Here is a 24191-nt window from a genome sequence, read left to right as displayed (position 1 = left end):
TATGGTAGCAGTTGTTTATAGCGGATCGAAAACGGCATTTTGGAAAATAACCCGGAATGGACAGGTGGTAGCGCATTGTAATACTACCGGCCTAAATCCCTGCTTTGTTGATCCGAAAACAATTTTACAGATTTTAAACAAAAAAGTTGTCCTGGTTAACCATGCAGAAAATATCAAGAAGATTTATTTTTTTGCAGCCGGCGCTTCATCGTCAGATAGAAAAGAAGTACTGGCCAAAACCCTGGCGTCATTTTTCAGATACAGCAAAATCGTAGTCGAAAATGATTTATTCGGTGCAGCCAAAGCCGCCTGTTATAATCAGCCAGGTATTGTTGGCATGCTGGGCAGCGGGGCGAATTGTGCCTATTTTGATGGGAAAAAACCGCTGAACAACAATTTTGGATTAGGCTATATCCTGGGAGATGAAGGCTCATCAAATTATTTCGGGAAAATACTGCTCAAAGAATTTTTAAGCAAAAAAATGCCACAGGATATAGAGGCCAAATTTATATTGGCGTATAATCTGGACCGCCCTCAGATACTGGAACGTATTTACAATAAGCCACAGGCTAATATATTTCTAACTTCGTTTTTCGATTTCATTACCCATAACAGCAAACATGAGTATATCAGTAAGCTGATTGATGAGGGATTTGAAAAATACTTTGAAACATATATTCTGCCTACATCACTGAAACATAAAGATAGTGAACTACATATTGTAGGGAAAGTGGCTGCCGAACTCGAAGACCGCTTAAGGTTTGTAGCCGGTAAGTATGATCTAAAAATTAAAAGCATCATTAAAGAACCAATACAAAATTTATTAAAACATTACATTAATTAACAAACAATGAGCAAAATTGGAATAAACGGCTTTGGCCGTATTGGCAGACTGGTTTTCAGAGCTGCATTAAAAAGAGGATTGGATATTGTAGCGATCAACGATTTGATCGAGCCTGATTATATGGCATACATGTTAAAATATGATACCACGCATGGAAAATTTGATGGCACTATTGATGTTGTTGATGGCAACTTAGTGGTTAATGGCAAAACCATCCGCGTAACTGCAGAAAGAAATCCTGCTGATTTAAAATGGGATGCTGTAGGTGTTGAAGTGGTAATCGAATCAACAGGTTTGTTCTTAACCCGTGTTGATGCTGAAAAACACATCGCCGCAGGTGCCAAAAAGGTAGTTTTCTCTGCACCTGCCAAAGATAGCGATATCCCTACTTATGTAATGGGTGTTAACCACGATAAATTAACTGCAGATCAAACTATTGTTTCTAACGCATCTTGCACTACTAACTGTTTAGCGCCAATTGCTAAAGTTTTAAACGATAACTTCGGTATTATCGAAGGTTTAATGAGTACCATCCACGCCGTAACTGCAACCCAAAAAACTGTTGACGGTCCTTCTGCTAAAGACTGGAGAGGTGGCCGTGGCGGTTTCTCTAACATCATTCCTTCTTCTACCGGTGCTGCTAAAGCAGTAGGCATGGTATTACCTGAATTAAAAGGTAAATTAACCGGTATGTCTTTCCGTGTTCCTGTTGCCGATGTTTCGGTAGTAGATTTAACTGCACGTTTAGAAAAGCCAGCTACTTATGAGCAGATTAAAGCCGCTATGAAAGCAGCTTCTGAAGGCGAATTAAAAGGCGTTTTAGCTTATACTGAAGATGAAGTTGTTTCTTCTGACTTCATTGGTGATGACCATGCTTCGATTTTTGATGCTAAAGCTGGTATTTCATTAAATGATAACTTCGTTAAAGTGGTATCTTGGTACGATAACGAATGGGGATACTCTTCTGCATTAGCCAAATTTGTAGAATATTACGCAAGTTTGTAACTTAAAAATTGCTTAAAGCAATTTCGAATCATATTAAGGGCAACATTATTCAATTAATGTTGCCTTTTTATTTTGAAAACATGCTTCATCAATAAAAATTTTGTTCTAAAAACAAACAAAATGTTTGTTTTATCAAAATTTAACATCACAGATCTAGCTAGCAACTATTTGAAAATAAAAAATCAGATAGAAATTGAGGTAAAATTCATTTCCAGGCCGTAACCGAATCCAATTTCGGCTGAAAGACAAACAAATCAAAGATATTTAACATTTTATTAACACACTTTTGCCTTATCTTTGCAAGATCATCGTTTTAAATCCTAAATTTTATCTAAAAAGGAACAGGAAATAAAAAATGACAAAAAAAATACTTAAAAATTTCTTAGTGTATTTTTTACACTATCATTTTTTTTACTATATTTGTATCATAATAAACGGAACGATGTTTATTATCAAGAAAAAAGATAAATCACTTTCTGGATAAACCAAGGTTTAGAAAGAAAGTTAAAGACAAAGCCTGGCTCATAACAGGTTTATATTTGGTTAGAAAAAAGAGATACGTCTGGATGGAGTATCTCTTTTCTTTTATACAGGTTTTTTATTTGTAGGATGATCTAACTAATAATTAAAAGCAGATAACCGTCCGTTGTTACAATTGCTTTACAATAAGTTAGCCCCCAATTTCCCACCCCACAATCAGTTTTTGTAACTATGGTCAACCAAATTGCAACATTCCTGATTTGACTAAGCTAAATTCCCGGATAAAATTTCTTTGTTCTATATTTGATAAAAACCGCAACTATCTAAATTTTTAAAACAGCCTCCATTTCATGAGTAAGTTTAAAAAGCTCTCAACTGCTACAACCAGATACGAATCTCTGCGTTTGAACAAGCTTAGGCGTTATGACGTTATAGATTCACCCCCGGAACTTCTTTTCGATCTGATTGCCGAGATAGCAAAGACCGCCTTCAAAGCTGCCGGATCATTTATTTCGTTTATCGATGATACACAAGTTTATTTTAAAGCCAATACCAGTCTGATACCGGTTTCGGTAATGAAGAAAAAAGATAGCTTATGTACCCTGGCTTTACAATCGGATGAAATTACCCTGATCGAAGATACTAAAACCTGTATTGCATTAAAAAATAATGCTTACGTTAAAATGGATCATGGAATCCGGTTTTATGCCGCCGCACCAATTACCACAATGGAAGGTTTTATAATTGGAGCTGTTAGCGTAATGGATAATAAAGCCAGGCATGACATCGACAAAGACCAGCTAAGCGTATTGAAATGGTTGGCCAGGATTACCCTTGAAAAACTGGAATCACGATTAATTAACCGCATTTCGGTACGTGCTTACGACGACCGCTTGCACCGGCTTGCCCACGATATGAAAAACCCGGCTACATCGCTGATTGCTTATGGCCAGCTCTTGGACAAAGGTTTGCTTTCGAAGGAAAAACTTGCGTCTCTAGGCAACAAAATTGAGCAAACCGGCCGCAATATCGAGCAGACAATGAATAACCTGCTGAATGAAGCCAAAAATGAGAATGCTGCCATAGATCTCAAATTCGAAACGGTTAAAGTAATGGACCTGATCAACACGGCGGCTGCAACTTTTGATTTTACACTAAAACAAAAACAACAAACGCTCAAGATAACCTGCCACACTGAAGGCTATATCCAGGTAGACCAGGAACGTATAAATGATGTTTTCAATAACCTGTTGAGTAATGCGATTAAATATTCGCATGAAGGTGCAAGCATAGAGATAATCTGCAGTGCCACCGCTGGTAATATCATATTCGAATTTAAAGACAACGGTTTGGGGCTGAACAAAGAAGATATCACCAAGTTGTTTACCAAGTTTGCCAAATTATCATCAGTACCAACTGCAAAAGAACGCTCTCATGGCATTGGGCTATATATTGTTAAAACATTAGTGCAGCTGCATGGCGGTAAAGTATGGGCAAAGAGCGCGGGCAAAAATTTAGGCAGCTCATTTTTTATTTCCCTGCCAAAATAAGAAAGCCTACTGATTAAGGATTAACGCAAATTGTTTATCACTTATTTCAGAAGACCTTGAAATAAATTACTTCATAAGCATCAAAGGTTTCACCGACACTGATTATTAATTGGCGATCATAGCAAACTTAGGTTTATAAAAATAAAAGAATTTTAACACTAAGTATCTGATAAGCCACGAAAAGGATCATCGCTGTAAAATAAGCAACTGAAAATACCTGCCACATAACATCCAAAGCCAGAAGAAAAAAGGGATGTAACCTCCGGCTACATCCCTTATCTAAATTAACGCTCTCAACTTATGAAGTTGTATAAGGCTCTCACCCCTTATGCCTACAATATTACGACAGAAAAATTAAGATTTGATGAAGATTTTTAAATTAATTGCAAATAAATCAATTTTCCTTCTGTTTAATCGATTAAAAACAAACATTTACGCTTTAAACTCGGTGACACATCTTAATTAAGGTCGAAATCTTTCGTCGGGCTAAATCACCCGTCTAACCACCTTACTCCGGATTCTGCTTAGCGTTTCGAGGCGCATACCCAGATAAGTAGCCAAATAACGTAAGGGTACCATAGATATATCAAAAGAATTCAGCTCCCTAAACTTTTCATAACGCCTTTCAGCAGATGGGATGCGTGCCAGCATCGATCGCTCTGAAGCTGCATGGTACTGGATTTCCAGTATTTTTCGCCATATGATGTTTGTTTCCTGATAATCGGCGTAAAGCTCATCTATTAATAAGTATGGAATGGCAACTAATTCTGAATTCGCCAATGCCTGTAAATATTCTATAGACGGTTTCGGCGGAGTACCCGGATATTGGATTGCGCCGACAAATTCATTGCCCACGCTGATCCAGGTAGTAATCTCTTTACTCCTGTCTTTAATAAAACCTCTTACCAATCCTGAAACCACAAAAAAAATGGAATTATTATTATCAATAGGCGATAAAATGTGTTTATTCTTCATAATGAGAAGAGGCTCCGCATTTTTCTCTATTTTTTGTATAAATCCAGATGTTATGGGACATAACTGGGTGAAATAGTTTAACATAGCGTTTACCAAAAACGCCTTCCGGGATTCGAGCATACACAAATAGGGTTAGACTTTAGACCCTTAATTATAGCAATTTCGAATGAAATATAAAAATATAATAGATTATTGGAACGATTTTTAAACTAACAGCATTATAATGTAGACTTCTTGATGGTTTGAAATGCCAGTTGATTTATCCACGTAAAGATCCTAAGTTTAGTTTTATCAAATTGTGGAAAAGATTGCCAAGCTTCGCAAAATGTCTGTTCTAAAATTAATTTAGCTTTTTCTTCATTATCCACATGGCGTATAATATTTCCATAAACAGCTGCTGAATATCTGTGATAAAACGCTTTGAATGCCGCACCATCATAAGCCTGTAGGGTAGTAAAAAAGAAATTATCATCCGATAATTCAGCTTTACAGCCAATGCTTAGTTCCTGATGAGTATTCATTTGATATAATGGATGCATGAGTATCTGATATTCGTAATAACATCCCGGCTTGCTGTTTGTTTATGCCAGCTCATAAAATCAAACAACCGAATGGAGTAAGAAAAATACAGTCTGAAAACGTTAACTAAATAGCGCAATAAACTAAACGTTCTCCTATTCGTTTTTTTTTAAAAATAAGTGCAAACGATATACACTCAACAACATAAATGCACTATAAACTAATTAATCAGATATTTTGCATCAGAAGTAACACTTTGGTCTTCTGCTTTTTGCGGTCTGCAAGTAATAGCCTATGGATAGCTCATGAGAACCATAATCATAGTTACTCAATTTATTTAAACTATAATCATAACCATAGCCAATCCGAAGATTGTTGCGAACAAAGAACTCCATAATGAGTCCGATGGCACTTCTTGCTCTCAGATCATTTTGTAATGCCGGTTTAGGGTAAAGTTTTACAGTGGTTCTATATGCCGCACCTAACCAGAGCTTCTCCCTGATCATTAAAAAAGCGTTAAGATCCAATGAGGTTGGTCCGTTCAGATCATCTTTGATTAAAAAAGTGGGCTTGAACATAAAGTCATTTTGCAAAGGAAATACCATGCCGGCCGTTAAATAAAAATGCGGCTTTGAAGTAATACTAAGTAGATTATTATCTCTGAACACAGGAAGATACTGCGTCAACAGATTATTGGCAGAGAAGCCGATAAATAATTTCTCGTTCGAATAATGTATACCTGCCCTGATATCTGGCACAGTTCTGCTTTCATAACCGGTAGGAATCCGTTTGTCGCCAGTTTCTGCAGGCTCCAGCAAGCTACCGTTAAGTCCCAACTGCATCACGCCGATTCCAAAACCAAATGCAAGTACATTGGTTTCAGTGCGGTCCAGTTTTATCCGGTAGGCAAAATTACCTGATAAATTTAGCGAGTTCTGTGCACCGATCTTATCTTTAGATACCAATAAACCCAAGCCTAAACTTTCTTCTTTAACTGCTTCATCTACTGATATGGAAAGCGTTTGCGGGGCGCCTTGAATACCCGTCCATTGCGCCCGTACAAAAGCCTGCATATAGAGTTCCTCCTTATAACCGGCATAAGCCGGATTGATGTACAAGCCATTGAACATATATTGCCCAAACTGAGCATTCTGCTGAGCGAACAGACAGAGATAGAGCAGATTTAACAATATCGTTAACATTATCTTTTTCATATCCTCACCTTTTAACTTTCATTATCTCATCACAGTTACATAACCTTTAAATTCCTGCCATTGCGCATCTGGAGTTTTCACCCTGATCACATAGAAATAAGTTCCATCTACCAGCCCATTCGCGGTCCAATCGTTCAAATAGCCTTTTTTTTCATAAACTGTACTGCCCCAGCGGTTGATAATGGTAAGCTGGTTTTCGCTATAAAAGTCTAACCGTTCAATGTAAAAGGTTTCATTCTTTCCATCACCGTTTGGTGTAAACACATTTGGTATTTTAAGTCCGGTGATTTCCTTGGTATCAATGGAGGTATTGTTTGATGGATCGGGATCCGGTTCATTAATCGTAACCGTGGCACTATTAATCACGTGGCCAGTTTTAATTGACCTTACATGAACGATCAGCTCCACAAAACTGCCGTTGGCAAGTGACGGTATAGCCCAGGAAACCGTTTTGGTTTCCTCATTATAACCCGCAGTACCAACTACAGCAGGTTCTATACCAACAAAGGTTAAATTTTCTGGAAGATTGTCTTTAACCTGTAGATTGGTAGCCATATCCGGCCCGTTGTTACGAACCAATAAATTGTATTTAAATACTTCTGTATTAAGAACCCGCCTGCTTTCAGACCTTTTAAAAATGGAAACGTCCGATGAAATCTGTGATTCGGTAATCACTTCCATCTCTTCAGAAAGATCTGAACTACAACCACCTGAACTAAAAGTAATCACAGTATATTTTCCCGCAGTATTTACCACATAATCTTGCATGTTTGCACCTAAAATAGCTTCTCCATTTTTAAACCATTGATAAGATGCAGCACCTGAACCATTGGCCCTAAGTTTAACGGTGACACCTGGCTTAAGCTTAAATATGTTCGGATTAGGCGATTGTGCAGCACATGCCACAGCAGAAAGCAGCAGCACACTGAATACAAATACTCCAAATCTATTAAACATTATCATGATTAAACCAGCTCGGGAATAGCTATGGTGCTACAGAGATCGTTGCTTTGCCCGGTTTGGCAGTAACCGTTATGGCCTTACCCGCTGTTGCTGTACAACTTGTAGATGGCACAATAAGAGCTGCACCTACCGAATATTTACCATTAGCCGAAAATACATAAGTATCTGGCGAGACACCTGCTTTTAAAGTAAATAGTTCATTATTTGTTCCTGATTGAGTACCCAGAGTGGTAAGATCGGTAACTGCCACACCGCCTTTGGTTGCAGACCATGCATATACCAACGATACACCTGTTGGCAAAGTAAGCGCTGCGTCTTTAGCAGCAGTAATTACTGTTGTAGCCGTCTGATCTGTACAATAAACACTTCCCGGAGCGGTTACGGTAATTGCAGGAGGCGGCAGCTTTTCAACAACAGTATTGTCTGAAGCGTCACTAGGACAAAGATTTGCATCAGCCGGTATAACCTGAACCGAATAAGTATGTGTTCCTGCAGGCAATGTTGCCGGTACATTAAAAACAATATCTGCTGCTGTTGCATAAACTATAGGAGATTGAGCAGCATTATCAACAGTCCAAACAATTTTATCACCCGCTACAGGAGTATAACCTGTAAATGTTGGCGTTAGTTTTACAGTACCAGCTCCACAAAGGTATACATTTGGCGTTTGTGCGAAAGCGCCGAGCGGTAATAAGCACATCAAGAATATAAAGATTCTTAGGTTACATTTTGTAGTTTTTTTTGTCATGATTTTAATGGTATGGAATAATTGATTTATTTGCTGTTAGTTAATAGATACTATTGGTTTATGTGGCACAAGCTTTACCCTAAAGCTAAAAGGTATAAGCCGTTCGCAGCCATTTGCATTTTTGATGCTCAAAACGCCGTGGTACACCGAAACAGGAGTAGTTGATGGGATCGTAATGGTAATTTCATTTGGAGATAAAGCCTTATTTAGGACAGCGGGCAACGAATTCCCTGCCCAATTAATACTATAAGTTATCGGATTAAAAACAGGATTGGTGTAAGTAATTGTGGCTGTGGTCAATCCCTCACAAATACCTGCATTTGGTCCCAAGGTTAAATCGGGCTGTGGATTTACAGTTAAAGGAAAATCTATTTTTTCGCCACAATAAGTAGCATCATCAGCAACAGTATAACTAATTACTGTATTACCAGCAGCCACTGCACTAACTTTACCTGCCGCATCTACTGTTGCAATGGATACATTGCCCGTACTCCATGTTCCGTTTGGATAAACATTTGTAAATGTTGCACTTGTTCCTGCACACATGCTCGCTTCACCATTTATTGCCGGTACAGGAGCATATTGTTTTACTTTAACTTCTACAGGCTGGACACCACCTGCATTTTTACATCCGGTTACTTTGTTTACTGCTTCTACATAATAAACAGTAGTTGCTGTTAAGACTGGTGTGGTATAAGTAGTACCAGTATTAAAAGGTGTTCCCCCAGAAGGAGACGAATACCAGTTATAAGTATAATCGCCATCAGGAGCAGTGACAGAGAGTACCGTTGAAGAGCCGATACAGATTATACTATTTGGGACTGTTAGCGTAGGCAATGGATTAACCTTATATTTCACCTTCAACCGTTCCGAAACTGTGGTAGCACAATATGTTCTGCTTGCTTGCACGTAATAATTATACGTTCCTGCTGCAAGCATATTTGACGGTGTGAAAGTTAAACCGGTATATATTAAATTACCTCCTGTTTCGGCATCGTACCACTGATATTTAGTACAGGCCTGCGCATTCTGAATAGAAAAAGTGGCAATTTGCCCCTGACAAACCGTTTTTTCATCAGTAACAGAAGGGTCAGCCAGTGTACGCGGTTTTGCCAGCTTACGTTTAACATCGTATATCCTCAAACGACTAAAAGCACCTGTAATTCCGCCCATTGTGATCTCTAAACGGTCGTATACATCAGTTACCAAAAATGTCAAGATATATCTGCTTGTTGATCCGGGAAGTAATTTAAGGCTCAAAAATGTACTCGTGTTTTTAAATGCCGGCCCGGCCTTAACTCCATTTAAATAGGGCTGTATGGTAAAACCTGTTAAAAGGTTAAGATCCAATGTTCCGCCACCTGGATTTTCGAGTATGATACTGACCGAATCGGCAGGCTGTGAAGGTTTATTAAAAATAGGTGTGAGATATACCTCATTGACCACAGAGGCCCCGAGATCAACCAGCGCGAAGCTATTAAGATCTGGATCAATAGCATTAAAGGGATCCGTTACACTCCCGGTTAGATTTGCAATACCACCTAAAGAAGTTGGTTTTACACCTGAAAGTACATCAATCGCTTCATCGCAGTTGATTGATCCTGTACCAGGCTCCATAATATAAGCGTGGAAAACCTTTAATGATAAAGCTGTGGATGTTACCGCACCTGCAATCCTGATATATATTCCGTTAAAATCCTGCGTAGGTGTTACCGCTATTTCCATCTCTCCTGCCCCGCTGATCACTCCGGCAATATTCGCTGCGCTATAAATCGGATTTTTCGTTGCCTCATAGCCGGAATCATATCCATAACCGATCAGGGGCTTATTTTCTGCAACAGCATGTAGATCAGTGAAACTTCCAATCTCAAAGCTGCTCAAAAGTCCAAGAAGCTCCTTTGGTAACGCCAGTTTAATGGTTACAGTGGTGTTTGCTGCAATGGTACGTTTGCCGGTATTGGTACCATCAGTAGTAAATTCCAGAAATTGCGTAGCTGAACCTGTAAGCCCAAGAACCCCGATCGGAACGGACAAAGTTGACGCATCTTTAACTACTCCGTTAACTGCATTAGGTGCATCAATGATATTACCATACAAATTTGCACCTGAAATACCCATTCCATCAAGATATGACCCCTGAAAGTTTGCATAAGTACGTACTGTATTTTCACACTGCGCATACAAATACGTAGGTATTAAAAACAGCACAAACACCAATAAAGATAGACAAGAGCGCCTTTTCAATGTAAATTCGGGATAGCGTATTAACTTAAATCTGTTTGTTTGCTCGTGATATAAATCCAGCACGAGTCAATGCTACATTATCCGTTCCAAATTATCCATTAATACCTTTACAGATACGTAAAAGCATATCTTTATTGATATTTATCAATAACCTAAATTGTTTTAAACCTAATTTTATGGATTTGATTTCGGGAATAAAAATTTGGCCTTTTTATTAAGCTTCCTTTTTCATGCCGATTGATTGATATGACCTGCAATATTCCAGGCTATGGTTAAGGATACTTAGTTTGTTGATGCAAAATATCGTACCTCACAAAACAGCCGAATTGTGGCCGATGGCAATAAATTAATCCAATTTAATGTAATATTGGAGCTATACTGAAAGACAATTAAACAACTATTAGGAATACTCATTATCAAACATTACAATTTATAACTTAATAATGCTTGCAAAAAACAAAGGTTATTGTATATTTGCACCCGCTCTGGAAGCTTCCACTCCAGTGCTTAAGAAAGCTTTCCAGTAATGGGAAGCTTTTCTTATTTAAAGTAATGGCCATCTCTCCAAACATACTCAGGTTTTGAAGAGATACAATCAGTAATGTTTTTTATTTGCTTTTAAAAATCACTACGGCCAAAGGTGGCAAATCGACAAGGATTGAATATTTTTGTCCATTATACGCTTTTAGATCTGGAACGATATCTCCTCTGTTGTTAATACCGCCACCATAATAAACAATATCATCTGTATTAAAAATCTCCCTCCATTTGGTTTTAAACGGCACGCCAATTCTATAATTCTCACGAACCACCGGGGTTAAGTTTATGGCAATAACCAAAGTATCTTTAGCCTTTGGCCCCTTGCGCATGTACACAAATATAGATTCATTTGCATTATCGGCATCAATCCATTGAAAACCTTCGTAACTAAAATTAAAATGATACAATGCAGGTTCTTTGCGATACAGAAAATTTAAGGCTTTAACTGTTTCCTGCATGCCTTTATGCGGAGCGTATTGTAGTAAATGCCAATCTAATGACTGCGTAAAGTTCCACTCATTGGTTTGACCAAACTCGTTACCCATAAATAGCAGTTTTGCTCCCGGGTGGGTAAACATGTAACCATAAAGTGCCCTTAAATTGGCGAATTTCTGCCAGTCGTCGCCGGGCATTTTATAAAGCATCGGCGATTTACCATGTACTACCTCATCATGAGAGAAAGGTAGCATGAAATTTTCGGTAAAAGCATAAGTCATGCTAAAACTTAACTGGTGGTGGTGGTGTTTCCTAGCCAAAGTGTCTACCTTGAAATACTTTAAAGTATCGTTCATCCAGCCCATCATCCATTTCATGCCGAAACCCAATCCACCGGTGTGTACAGGATGGGTAACACCAGGGTAAGTACTGCTTTCTTCTGCAATAGTTTGTATGCCTTCAAAATTTCCATAAACAGCAACGTTCAGATCCTGCAAAAACTGTATAGCTCCAAGGTTTTCACTTCCACCATACTCATTGGTTGCAGCGTCTCCATCTTCTCTCGAGAAATTGAAATATAACATCGAAGCCACTGCATCTACCCTTAATCCGTCAGCATGGTATTGATCCAGCCAAAATATAGCATTACTGATGAGAAAAGACCTTACCTCATTCCTATCGTAATTAAAGATATATGATTTCCAGTCCGGATGAAATCCTTTACGCATATCAGCATGCTCGTAAAGGTGAGTTCCGTCAAATTCATATAAACCATGTCTATCACCCGGAAAATGAGAAGGTACCCAATCCAATATTACCGCAATATTGGCTTTATGCAGTGCATCAATAAGATACATTAAATCCTGTGGTGAACCGTAGCGTGAGCTTGCCGCAAAATACCCGGTTATCTGGTAGCCCCAGCTCGGGAAAAATGGAAACTCCATTACAGGCATCAGTTCTACGTGCGTAAAACCCATTTCCTTCACATACGGCACTAACCTGCCGGCCACTTCCCTGCAGGTTAAAACGCGTTCTGGATTGTCCGGATCGCGTTCCCAGGAGCCTAAATGCACTTCGTATACCGATATTGGTTGGTCTAAAGCATTTAGCTTCGCTCTTTTGTTTAGCCAGGTTTTGTCTTTCCAGGTGTAATCGGTATCCCAAACAATAGAGGCGGTTTGAGGCGGATGCTCCCACCTACGTGCATAAGGATCGCCTTTTAAATGTTCAGCATCATCAAAGCCTTTTACAAAATACTTATAAACTTCACCTTTGCTTATCCCTGGAATAAAACCCTCCCAGATACCGGATTTATCCCATCTTTTGTTCAAGCCGTGTGAGGTATTAGTCCAACCGTTAAAGTTACCCACCACACTTACAGCAATGGCGTTAGGTGCCCATACTGAAAAATAAGCCCCAGCTGTACCATCAACTGTGATGAGGTGCGAACCCATTTTCTCGTAGAGCCTAAAATGCTTTCCAACCAGAAAAAGATCAATATCGTAATTGGTAAATAAACTGTGTACCCAAACCGCTTTTGTATGATTGGTTTTGGCTAAAGCTGCTTTTTTTGCAGTAACTTTTTTGGTTGATGGCATAGCTGTTTCTTGGCTAGATAAATTTAGCCCCGAATGCTAAACAACATTTGGGGCTAAAAGATTTACAGACTTAAAATCTGTATTTCGGAGAAATTTTTGTTGCATTTGAAATGCAATATTTGCTGGTCGTCAGTATAAAAATCGGTGATTTCTTTATTATCAATAATAATTTTTTTCACCTGGAATTTCACACCAATAACATTACAAACATAAAACTCATAATTCGGCGTATATAACCCTTCAATACGCTGGTTTATCTTTAGTGCCTGCATATCGCCTTTAACGGTAAATTTCTTTTCGAGGTAAATATCCTGTTCGTAAGCAAAGGTATCACCATGGTCTTCGTACATGTATGAATTCACCTCGTAATCACTAGGATAGATATTTAAAATCACTTCCGTAATCGATTTTTCATCCACATACTGCATTACCGGATATTCTGGCAAAACAGCACCTGCGCGCACAAACATCGGCATGCTGTCTATCTTGGCATCAACGGTATATTCGTTACCGCCTTCTAAAATCTGATTGGTCCAGAAATTATACCAGGTACCTTTAGGCAGGTAAACTTTACGTGAAATGGCTCCCTGCTCCAGTACCGGACAGATCAAAAGTTTATCACCATAGCAAAACTCATCCTGACGGAAACTGTTGCTGATATTCTCCTGCTCAAGCATGACCAACGGCCTCAAAATCGGGAAGCCATAACGGTGATGCTCCCAGAACACTGAATACAGGTAAGGCATTAAACGGTACCTGAGTTCAATAAACTTGCGGTTAATGTTTTCAAAAAACTCACCAAAGCTCCAGGGTTCGCGCTCGGCTGTATCTCCAGCAGAGTGGGCACGCATAAAGGGCGAGAACGTGCCCAATTGAATCCAGCGGCTAAACAATTCGCCGTCAGGCTCACCGCTAAACCCGCCGATATCTGTTCCGCAGAAAGGTACACCAGAAACCGATAAACGCTGACACTGGATGTTTCCAATCTTTAAGTGTTCCCAGGTGGCAATATTGTCACCAGTCCATACGCTGGCGTAGCGTTGCATACCCGAATAGCCAGCTCTTGTAATGGTAAACGGACGCTTGTTGCGCATGAGTTTTTTAAGCCCTTCGTAAGTAGAACGAACCATCTGCATACCGTAAACGTTGTGTGCTTTGCGGTGCGAGCCACGGTAACCGTCATAATTGTGGCGTACATCATTGGGGAAGGTACCCGAACCAAATACCGCAGGCTCGTTCATATCATTCCAGAAACCGGCTACCCCCATATCTACCAGCTCTTTGTATAAATTACCCCACCAGGTACGTACTTTAGGGTTGGTAAAATCGGGGAACTGGCAGCGGCCAGGCCAAACATGCCCTTCCATATAATAATCGTCGCTTCGGCGACAGAAAAATCTTTTCTCTTTCCCCTCCTTAAATACCCAGTAATCGTCGTCTACCTTAATACCGGGATCGATCATCACCACGGTTTTAAAACCATCATCAGAAAGCTCCTTAATCATTCTCTGCGGATCGGGAAAGTATTTTTTATTCCAGGTAAAACAGCGATAGCCGTCCATATAGTCGATATCCAGATAAATGGCATCGCAGGGAATTTTACGTTCCCTAAACTGTCTGGCTATTTCTTTAACCTTAGTTTCCGGATAGTAGCTCCAGCGGCATTGCTGATAACCTAAAGTCCATTTTGGCGGCATAGGATGGGTACCCGTTAAAGTAGCATAACGCTTAACCACATCCATGATATGCGGCCCGTGAATGTAGTAATACTGCAATTCGCCACCATCAGCCCAGAAACTGGTTTTATTCACATCTTCTGAACCGAAATCGAAGTATGATTTAAAGGTATTATCGAAAAAAATGCCGTAAGCGGCCTGGTTATGCAACCCAATATAAAATGGTATGGTACGGTATAGGGGATCCTGGTTCCAACCATAGGAATAAGCGTCAGTATTCCAGTTTTCGAAGCGCCTGCCTCGCAGGTTGAAATTACCCGATTTATCACCCAAACCAAAGAAATTTTCTTCAGGATGGCATTTTTTAGTTGCATAAATGTAATAACCGCCAAAATCCACATTTTCTTCCCAGTGCATAGAATTGGCTTCATCAACCATCATCACATTGGTAATATTATCGTGGAAAGAAATATGGAAATTTGCCTTTTCTATTTTGCAGGTTACAGCATGAGTAGAAATCGTATAATGATCATCGTGTTCCTGCATTTTAAAAACAGAAACCTTCTGGTCTACTGCTGGTACTGCGTAGGAGAAATCATCGAGAAAAACGCCATGTGGAGCCAAACGTACCCTTATTATTTCGTCGCTTACCACACGTATTTCTACTCTCGCATCACCATCAGAAAAATAAAAACGGTTCCCTTCTTTCTTTATTTTTTTTACCTCACCAAGGTATTGTTTAACAATTGGTTTTACCGATATATCAACTGGATTGTTTAAATGCTGCACTTCCTGTTCCTTTTCGATCAGATCGCTTGCCTCGTTAGGTTTATCGTTTTGCGCTTCCATCCTTATTTATTCAAATTTTATATTCCTAGCTCTTAAACCTAAATATGCTTAAGAAGGTACTATAATACAAATATTTTATTAAAAGGGATCAAGCTTTTTTTCAATGCCTGTTGATTAAAGTGTATTATTTACACTAAGACAATCTTTGTTAGTCATGCATCAAGTATAAAAATTAGATTCAGACTGATCAAAAGCAGGCCATTTCATGAATTTATATCCGATTTGAATTCGACTGCCTTTAAACAAAAAAGCCCGCTGAATTGGTATACAGCGGGCTTAAAAATCAATAAGTTAATTATGGATTAAAGGTTAATCCAACATAATAGATTGCGCCAGCCATAGGATTACCATAAGACGTGATATAATATTTATTCAACACATTAGAACCACCTAATTTAACAACTGATTGTACTGATGGAATTCTTAAACTCACCTGTGCATCTAAAGAACTGTATGCAGGTACCTGCCCTGAAGCGAAAGAAGAATTCCAGTAAAACTGATCTTGCCAACGGTAAGAAACGTTAAAACCAAAATTTTTAATGATTTCTTTATTGCCCAAACCTAAGTTATAGCGGATTTTAGGCGTATTAAAATCATTAATATAATTAACCGGCAAATCGCCAATCTGGTTGTAAGAAACATTACCGCTCATGTTCCATTTACCTATCAGGTAATCCAAACCTAAAGCAGCGCCATAAGAAGTGACTTCGCCTTCTGCATTAACCGGGACACCGAATTTAACAAAACTTCCGTTTACATTCTGGTAAACATCAACCGCAGTGATAAAATCTTTATAAATATTATAATAACCATAAGCATCGATGAGTAAATTAGGCAATACCAAACCTTTGTAACCTAATTCATAAGATTGCACACTTTCAGGACGAACACCCTTTGCATCAAAATTATATTGTTGCAAAAGTGCCGGGTTTGGCGTCCCCGTAGCCGCAGCCGATGCCAAAAATGCACGGTAACTCACATCGGTATAGGGCTTATTGACATCTAAACGGTACTTACCGAACATAATTTCTGGCAAACCGCCAATTAAACGTTGCGAACCTCCACCAACAGATAAATCGATATATTGGTTCTGCGTAGTTGGGTTACGGTAGCCGGTTTGATATGAAACCCTGATGTTGTTATCTTTGGCAACCGTAAACACGCCGGTGATCCTTGGTGTAAAACGGCCTTCAAAGTTTTGACTTTTATCATAACGACCAGCAAAGGTAAGTTTAACCTTATCATTAAAGAACTTTTTACCGATTTGCCCAAATGCACCGTATTCTTTAATGTCGATTGAATTAATTAAGTCGTTAAAAATGGTTCCGGCTGAATTTAAATCATAAAGGCGATAAGAGGCACCAACCTGTAATTCTACCACTTTATCAAAAAGATTGGTGAAGTTGTACATTCCTTCATAATGATACAGGTTTGATTTATCATCGAATTTTGCACCATAAATACCTTTCGATGGATCAGAAGCACTGATAGTGGTATTCATAATCTGATCTTTTGCCTGATTAAACTGAGGTGAACCTGGCTCAAAACGGCCCTGGTTAGCAGCATTTCTGGCTAAAGCATGCGCAGCAGCATCGCCCTGCCCGGCAGCCCTGGCACCAACATAATTGCCAATATATTGTGGAAACCAGGTTGTAGATGGTTTCGAAAGTTCATTGATATAACTACCTAAAATAGATGAAATATAGGAATCGCCCGAGCGCTCCTGGGTGGTGTACGCTTTAACAAAAAAATCTTCGCCTTTTACTTCCAGTTTATATTGGCCAATGTTAAAATTGCGCAAGGAGTAACGATCAGAACCGGTATATACAGAAGTTCCTGTACCCCAATTGGCCTGTGCTACAGCCTGAATTGTATTACTGATATTGTAGTATAATGCGCCAGAAGCTTTTAATGACTTGGTATTATAATCAACCAGATTTTCTTCATTATAACCCGTTCTGGATACATTCTGATCAGGAATCAAATTAGCTTTTAAGCCCACATAAAACGGTAGATAATTTTGCACTGCAGGTCGTAGTGCAGCCGGCAAACTTGCAAGAAACCCCGCCTGTTGCGCCGCAGTTGGAATAGCCGCTCCGAAAGCTCCATCCATAGCTGTTTTAATGTTTGGGATTAAACCGCCTGAACCAACATTAATCCCAGAAATTGTTGCATTCTGAACGCTTAGCGCCACATTTCTCATATTCTGGCTTACCTCATCTCCATAAACATTTACTCCGTCGTAATTAGTATCGCTGTTTCGGTCGCCAGCTTTAGCTGTTCGGGCAATCCGGTCGAAATTTGAATAGTTATTCCCAAACCAGTCTTTAGCCTGCAGGAATGAAAATGCGGCTTTTACCCCAAATTTATTGTTCCATGATTTAGCCATACGAACATCCAATTGGTTAAAAGGTTGTACCGTACTGTTATTATCGTTAACATGGTTTACGCCTGTTTTGTATTGAAAGCTGGCTCCGGGATATTTAAAAGGATCTTTCGAAGTCATTAACAATGTACCACTGATACCGCCTGCTCCATAAAGTGCAGATGAAGCACCTGGCAAAAGTTCCACATTATCTACATCAAGCTCGGTAATCCCTACGATATTACCTACAGAAAAATTTAGCCCCGGGGCCTGATTATCCATTCCATCGATATATTGGTTGAAACGCGTATTTCCATTTGAATTAAAACCCCGTGTATTGATCGATTTAAAAGTTAAACTCTGCATGCTGCTTTCTACGCCTTTCATATTGTTTAAGGCATCGTAAAAGGATGGAGCAGCAATTTCCCTAATGGCGGCAGCACTCATCCGCTCGATGGACACCGGCGACTCTAAAATACGTTCGGGCGTACGCGAAGCAGAAACCACCACATCACCTCCCAATACAACTGCAGTTTCCATTTCGAGATTAATACTAGATGTACTTCCGTTAATCTGCTGTTCTACTGTGCCATAGCCAACATAAGATGCCACCAAAGTAAAAGGTACTTTTGCCATTGTACTAAAGCTAAAAGTTCCATTGGCTGTAGACGCCGTACCACCAGATTGGCCTTTAATGGTTAAACTAACCCCAGCCAATCCTTCTTTGGATTGCTTGTCTACTACGGTTCCGCTCACCGTAATACGCTGTGCACTTGCTGCCATATTACCAGCAAACACAAACAATAACACATAAAAGATCTTTGTAAAAATTCTGCTCATAAGCGATTGTTAATTTGGTTGTTTGTATTATTAGTTATCTAAACTTAAACTCTTTTTTTTAATTTAGCAAATGGTGTAAGCATAATAATTTCAAAACAAATTATAATTTTGATTGATATACAGTTTGTTGTATTTTGCGCTAGACATAAACCGTCATTTTGCCCTATCTTAGCGAAAGACTTGTTAGCTAACCATTATGAATAAAATTAAAGCCCTGTTCTGCATCGTCATCCCGATCGCATTAGCTTTTTTATTTAATACGAAATTAGGCAATACGCCCCCATTATTAAAATTTCTAAATCCTTTTATGGGTTTCTGGCAAAATGCAGAGAACAATCATTTTATGTTTAACCATAAAGCGAAGATAAAAGGGGCAATTGATAAAATTGAAATCGTTTTTGACGACCGCATGATTCCGCATATTTTTGCCCAGAACGATCACGATCTGTATCTGGCACAAGGTTATGTTACCGCTATGCACCGCCTTTGGCAAATGGATTTTCAGACCCGTTTTGCAGCTGGAAGAATTAGTGAAGTGGTGGGCAGTAAAGCGATAGAGGTAGACCGGTATCAACGCCGGATGGGCATGGTTTATGGCGCTGAAAATTCTTTAAAAGGGATGATGGCAGATCCTAAAGCAAAAGAAATGATCTTAGCTTATACCGAAGGGATTAATGCCTACATCAAAACACTTTCTAAAGCCAATTACCCCTTAGAATATAAAATCCTGGATTTTAAACCCGAAAATTGGACACCTGTGAAATGTGCATTACTGTTAAAACAGATGTCGGCAGTATTGGCCATGGGATCTGACGAATTTTATATGACCAACATCCTGAAAAAATTCGGTCCGGAGGTAACTAAAAATCTCTTTCCGGATTATCCTTTCCGCGAAGATCCGATTATTCCTGTCGGCACAAAATGGAATTTTTCTCCCTTACCCATACCTAAAACACCGGAAAGCTTCACACAGGCCCAAACCGGCGAAGTTAGAACAACCGAAAAAGTTGAAGGTATCGGAAGTAATAACTGGGCATTATCCGGTAGTAAAACGGCATCAGGATATCCAATCTTGGCCAACGATCCACATTTAGATTTAACACTTCCATCCATCTGGTACCAGATTCAGCTACATGCACCCGGCGTAAATACCTATGGTGTTTCTTTACCTGGTGCCCCTGGCGTAATCATTGGCTTTAACCAAAAAATAGCCTGGGGAGTAACCAACGTTGCTGCTGACGTACTCGATTTTTATCAAATCAGATTTAAGGATTCGACCCATAACGAATATTGGTATAACCATAAATGGAATGCTACTAGCAAGCGGCTGGAGACCATTAAGATACGTGGTGGAAAAGATGAAGTAGATACGGTTTATTATACCCACCATGGCCCGGTAGTGTATTTCCAGAAACCCAAATACGGCAGGGCAGACAATGTACCTGTTGGCGATGCACTCCGGTGGATTGCACATGATGAATCGAATGAACTCATGACTTTTTATTACCTTAACCGGGGTAAAAACTATAACGATTACCGCAAGGCATTAACTTTTTATACAGCGCCTGCACAGAACTTCGTTTTTGCCAGTGTCGATAACGATATCGCCATTACGCCAAATGGTAAATTTCCTTTAAAATGGAAAGATCAGGGGAAATTTATACTGGATGGAACTGATCCTGCTTACGATTGGCAAGGCTGGATCCCAAATGCACAGAACCCGACAGTTAAAAATCCGCCACGCGGTTTTGTGAGTTCGGCCAATCAGTCTTCTACCGATACCACTTATCCATACTACATTAACTGGGAATTTGCCCCCTATGAGCGGGGTAAACGCATTAACGATCGTTTATCAGTGATGAACAAAGCCACTTTAGACAGTATCCGATTGATGCAAACAGACAACTATAGTATTCTGGCACAAAACCTGGTGCCTGCATTACTACCTTTGTTGAACAATGAACAATTAAATGCCACACAAAAAGAGGCATTGGCTTATCTGCGCAAATGGAATAAACGTTATGATGCACACGAAATTGCAGCCAGTGTGTTCGAAATTTGGACCAAACGTTTATTGTATGATATATGGGCAGATGAATTTGAAATCAAAGGTGTTCCGATGCGTTACCCCTCGAGAGACCGTACGGTAGAGATGATCCTGAAAGAACCCAATGCAACCTGGTACGATAATATCAACACCAATAAAAAGGAAACACTATCTGACTTGGTTAACGAAGCCTTTAAATTTAGCTGCGATAGCCTGGAAAGGCGCTTCGGACCAATAAATAAAGATTGGGACTGGGCAAATGTAAAACAGACCAATGTACCGCATCTGGCCAAAATACCTGGATTCGGCTCAAGGGTTTTACAGATTGGCGGTGCCAAAAGCACCATTAATGCTTTGAGCGAAACCAACGGACCTTCCTGGCGAATGGTGATTGAGCTGGGTAAAACGCCAAAAGGGCATGGTGTTTATCCTGGTGGTCAATCGGGTAATCCTGGAAGCAAATTTTATGATAATATGATCGGTACCTGGGCAAATGGCAAATTGTACGATCTGTTTTACATGCAAAGTCCTGATGATCAATCGGGTACAGTTATTTCTCGTTTAAAAATTTCTAAATAGGTTGAAATGGTTTTCATTGTTATATTAATCATCTGTTTCCTTTTACAAATGGTTGCCCCCTGGTGGGTCATCATCGTCATTTCTTTTGCCACCTGTGGTATTATCGGCAAAACAGGAAAAATAGCGTTTTGGCAATCTTTTTTTGCTGTTTTTGTGCTTTGGATCGGATATGCTTTATTTAAGAGCCTGCCTAACGATAATGTACTCGCCGGCCGTGTGGCGGTAATGACCGGTATAAAAATATGGTGGGTATTGCTATTGATTACAGGTATTTTAAGCGGTTTGGTGGCCGGAATTAGCGGTTATTGCGGCTATCAGTTCCGCATGGCGATGCTGGCTAAAAAAACTGACGAGAAAATAGCATAATGCTTTGTACTTTTGTCCTGTGAATTTAACCACTAGCGAGATATTTTCTGTAAAAGACAGTAATACATTTAACACCCTTGCCTTAAATATTTTTAAGTTACAGGCTCAAAATTGCAATATTTACCGCGAATATATCTTCCACTTAGGTATTCATGCAGATGAGGTAACCGAAATTGAAAAGATTCCATTCTTACCCATCAGCTTTTTTAAAAGCCACGCTGTTATTAGCAGTAATCAACCTGTAGAAATTACCTTCAGCAGCTCAGGTACAACGGGTATGATCCAAAGCAGTCATCATGTAACCGATGTTAAGTTATATGAACAGAGTTACCTGCAGGCTTTTGCGCAGTTTTACGGGGATGTATCTGAATATTGCTTTCTGGCATTGTTACCTTCTTATCAACAAAGATCAGGTTCATCATTAATTTACATGGTAAACGATCTGATCGAAAAGAGCGGTCACCCACAAAGTGGTTATTTTTTATATAACCATGAAGATCTGTTGCAGACGCTGCTCGATCTGAAAACCAAAAAACAGCGGACAGTTTTAATTGGCGTAACCTATGCGCTGCTTGATTTTATAGAACAATACGACATCAATTTTCCTGAGCTGATTGTAATGGAAACCGGCGGAATGAAGGGAAAACGTAAAGAAATGGTACGCGAAGAACTTCATGAGCAGTTAACAAAAGGATTTGGCGTAAAAACCATCCATAGCGAATACGGAATGACCGAACTACTTTCTCAAGCCTATTCTTTAGGTGAAGGTATTTTCAACTGCCCGGGCTGGATGAAGGTTTTGATCCGCGACACCAATGATCCTTTAAGTTTAATTAAAACCGGCAGGACGGGCGGCATCAATGTGATCGACCTGGCGAATATCAATTCATGTTCATTTATTGCCACACAGGATCTGGGCCGAATCAATCCTGATCAAAGTTTTGAAGTTTTAGGCCGGTTTGATCATGCCGATATCAGGGGATGTAATCTTTTGGTACAGTAATTCTTAATTTATCTTATCAGCGCAACTGGCACATAAACCCGTAGCAATCAGATTAAGACGATCTACCTTAAATCCAGCCGGAACTTTCAATGCCGGAATTTTAACGGTATCTAAACAGTAAATCTTATGGCATTTGTCGCAGTTAAAATGTACATGCTCATCATGATGCTCATGCGCACTGCAACCATCCGAACAAATGGCATAATTGGCTGTTCCCTGCTGGTCTAAAACCTTATGGATAATCCCTTTTTCTTCAAAAGCCTGCAAAACGCGGTACAAGGTAACACGGTCTGCATCCTTTCCCATCACCTGCTCTAAATAAGGTTGAGACGTTGCAGAATCCCTTCCACTCAAAATTTCCAGCACCTGCAAGCGCGGAGCAGTTCTTTTAAGTCCATTCTTAACCAAAAGTTTTTCGAAACGTGCAGTATTATCTTCCATAGCAATACAAAAATAAGCAATTAATATATGAGTTTGGCATTTTTGATGGTTATTGGGGGCTTATAACTCGCATCCTTTTCTTCTAATTTTAAAATTCCCCGTACCTGAATGGGTTTTTCACTATATGGCACTGCATTTTCCATCTCAACCATAATCATCACCGGAATACCATTTTGTCCGCAAAAATAACATTGATTGATGGGTAGGGTCGCCAAAAGAAATTTCTGCTGTTTCTGTCCGCTTTTTATAGGTATCAGATAACCCGTTAAACCAAATTCCTTATTTTCAAAACGCCTGATCGTTTCTGTAAAAATAGGCAAAAGTTCGTTCTTATCCGTCAGTTCAAACTTTACTGAGCCAATTACATCCCAGTTTAAAGACCGTAACTGATCTTTTGGATTATGTTTTTGCATTTGTGCAGAGGCTGTACAAACTGAAAATAGAATAAAAATAACAGATAAATGTTTCATTTTTTTACGGCATCTAAAAGAAAAAAGGTAGACCGGTTATCACCTGAATCATTGATCATAAATTTTCCCCGAAGTGTAATGGGTTCTTCCGTCCATTTAATAGGCTTTAAAGTCTTCACTTCTATCATTGATGGGATATCGCCTGTACCACAATACGGGCAGGAGGCAATCGGTACCATCGAAAACATAAATTCGTTAAAGCTATTGCCAACTTTGGTAGGAATAATATATCCTGGAAGTTCAATTATCTGATTATGAATAGCCTTTAATGAGGGTGGGAAAACGGGCCGCCAAACCAAGGGCTTGATCTGCTTATCGTATTTTAGGCCGATAAGGTTCCAGGTAGCGGTGCGCAATTCGGTATGAACAGCTACCTGTGCAACGGTGTTAATGGAAGTTAAAACCAAAAATATCAGCATACATTTCTTCATGATTGAATG

The 24191-nt window shown here is 39.5% G+C and carries 18 protein-coding genes; 6 read left to right on the top strand and 12 right to left on the bottom strand.

What is annotated here, in order from left to right; genetic code table 11:
- Window position 1: 1 nt before the first annotated feature.
- From ACK1I8_RS02105 to ACK1I8_RS02095, 3 genes are all read left to right on the top strand, one after another.
- The gene (locus ACK1I8_RS02105) at window positions 2-844 is read left to right on the top strand and encodes a hypothetical protein (protein ID WP_412467718.1); all 843 of its coding nucleotides are present in this window, start codon (window positions 2-4) and stop codon (window positions 842-844) included.
- A 6-nt stretch (window positions 845-850) separates the two neighbouring features.
- Window positions 851-1849 (top strand): type I glyceraldehyde-3-phosphate dehydrogenase, encoded by a 999-nt coding sequence (gap, locus tag ACK1I8_RS02100; protein ID WP_412467717.1) that lies wholly within the window; start codon window positions 851-853, stop codon window positions 1847-1849.
- 830 nt (window positions 1850-2679) lie between these two features.
- Window positions 2680-3879, top strand: a complete 1200-nt coding sequence (locus tag ACK1I8_RS02095) for an ATP-binding protein (protein WP_412467716.1) — start codon at window positions 2680-2682, stop codon at window positions 3877-3879.
- Between the two features lie 486 nt (window positions 3880-4365).
- On the opposite strand, the gene ACK1I8_RS02090 is transcribed toward ACK1I8_RS02095, so the two are convergent.
- From ACK1I8_RS02090 to ACK1I8_RS02050, 9 genes are all read right to left on the bottom strand, one after another.
- A complete protein-coding gene (locus ACK1I8_RS02090; protein WP_412467715.1) occupies window positions 4366-4854 on the bottom strand; it encodes a Crp/Fnr family transcriptional regulator in 489 nt (162 codons plus the stop codon).
- 218 nt (window positions 4855-5072) lie between these two features.
- Window positions 5073-5393, bottom strand: a complete 321-nt coding sequence (locus tag ACK1I8_RS02085) for a hypothetical protein (protein WP_412467714.1) — start codon at window positions 5391-5393, stop codon at window positions 5073-5075.
- A 222-nt stretch (window positions 5394-5615) separates the two neighbouring features.
- Window positions 5616-6587: a type IX secretion system membrane protein PorP/SprF gene (locus ACK1I8_RS02080; RefSeq protein WP_412467713.1), complete on the bottom strand. Its 972-nt coding sequence runs from the start codon at window positions 6585-6587 to the stop codon at window positions 5616-5618.
- A 21-nt stretch (window positions 6588-6608) separates the two neighbouring features.
- Window positions 6609-7544, bottom strand: a complete 936-nt coding sequence (locus ACK1I8_RS02075; protein ID WP_412467712.1) for a gliding motility-associated C-terminal domain-containing protein — start codon at window positions 7542-7544, stop codon at window positions 6609-6611.
- A gap of 28 nt (window positions 7545-7572) precedes the next feature.
- Complete coding sequence (locus tag ACK1I8_RS02070; RefSeq protein ID WP_412467711.1) at window positions 7573-8298, bottom strand: hypothetical protein; 726 nt, start codon at window positions 8296-8298, stop codon at window positions 7573-7575.
- 36 nt (window positions 8299-8334) lie between these two features.
- The gene (locus tag ACK1I8_RS02065; RefSeq protein WP_412467710.1) at window positions 8335-10482 is read right to left on the bottom strand and encodes an Ig-like domain-containing protein; all 2148 of its coding nucleotides are present in this window, start codon (window positions 10480-10482) and stop codon (window positions 8335-8337) included.
- Window positions 10483-11150: 668 nt separating this feature from the next.
- Entirely contained in the window at window positions 11151-13115 is a 1965-nt protein-coding gene (gene glgB / locus ACK1I8_RS02060; protein WP_412467709.1) for a 1,4-alpha-glucan branching protein GlgB, read from the bottom strand.
- A 62-nt stretch (window positions 13116-13177) separates the two neighbouring features.
- Entirely contained in the window at window positions 13178-15640 is a 2463-nt protein-coding gene (locus tag ACK1I8_RS02055; RefSeq protein WP_412467708.1) for a glycoside hydrolase family 31 protein, read from the bottom strand.
- Window positions 15641-15935: 295 nt separating this feature from the next.
- Window positions 15936-18845 carry a TonB-dependent receptor domain-containing protein gene (locus tag ACK1I8_RS02050; RefSeq protein WP_412467707.1) on the bottom strand — a complete coding sequence of 970 codons (2910 nt, stop codon included), beginning with the start codon at window positions 18843-18845 and terminating at the stop codon, window positions 15936-15938.
- A 196-nt stretch (window positions 18846-19041) separates the two neighbouring features.
- Between ACK1I8_RS02050 and ACK1I8_RS02045 the strand changes: the two genes are divergently transcribed.
- From ACK1I8_RS02045 to ACK1I8_RS02035, 3 genes are read left to right on the top strand one after another with little or no spacing between them, the layout of a single operon-like run.
- Window positions 19042-21471 (top strand): penicillin acylase family protein, encoded by a 2430-nt coding sequence (locus ACK1I8_RS02045; RefSeq protein ID WP_412467706.1) that lies wholly within the window; start codon window positions 19042-19044, stop codon window positions 21469-21471.
- Window positions 21472-21477: 6 nt separating this feature from the next.
- Window positions 21478-21837: a hypothetical protein gene (locus ACK1I8_RS02040; protein WP_412467705.1), complete on the top strand. Its 360-nt coding sequence runs from the start codon at window positions 21478-21480 to the stop codon at window positions 21835-21837.
- A gap of 19 nt (window positions 21838-21856) precedes the next feature.
- The gene (locus ACK1I8_RS02035) at window positions 21857-22840 is read left to right on the top strand and encodes an acyl transferase (RefSeq protein WP_412467704.1); all 984 of its coding nucleotides are present in this window, start codon (window positions 21857-21859) and stop codon (window positions 22838-22840) included.
- A gap of 3 nt (window positions 22841-22843) precedes the next feature.
- Here ACK1I8_RS02035 and ACK1I8_RS02030 read toward each other — a convergent pair whose 3' ends face one another.
- The 3 genes from ACK1I8_RS02030 to ACK1I8_RS02020 are packed head-to-tail and all read right to left on the bottom strand — an operon-like array spanning window position 22844 to window position 24182.
- The gene (locus ACK1I8_RS02030; RefSeq protein WP_412467703.1) at window positions 22844-23281 is read right to left on the bottom strand and encodes a Fur family transcriptional regulator; all 438 of its coding nucleotides are present in this window, start codon (window positions 23279-23281) and stop codon (window positions 22844-22846) included.
- Between the two features lie 20 nt (window positions 23282-23301).
- On the bottom strand, window positions 23302-23751 hold the full coding sequence (locus ACK1I8_RS02025; RefSeq protein ID WP_412467702.1) for a hypothetical protein: 450 nt from the start codon (window positions 23749-23751) through the stop codon (window positions 23302-23304).
- On the bottom strand, window positions 23748-24182 hold the full coding sequence (locus ACK1I8_RS02020; RefSeq protein ID WP_412467701.1) for a hypothetical protein: 435 nt from the start codon (window positions 24180-24182) through the stop codon (window positions 23748-23750). The genes ACK1I8_RS02025 and ACK1I8_RS02020 overlap by 4 nt, the downstream gene beginning before the upstream one ends.
- Window positions 24183-24191 lie beyond the last annotated feature (9 nt).

The organism is Pedobacter sp. KLB.chiD, from assembly GCF_047040275.1.
In the GTDB taxonomy this organism is placed as follows: domain Bacteria; phylum Bacteroidota; class Bacteroidia; order Sphingobacteriales; family Sphingobacteriaceae; genus Pedobacter.
The sequence above is the reverse complement of the archived record's forward strand: the minus strand, read 5'-3'. Positions and strand labels throughout refer to the sequence as shown.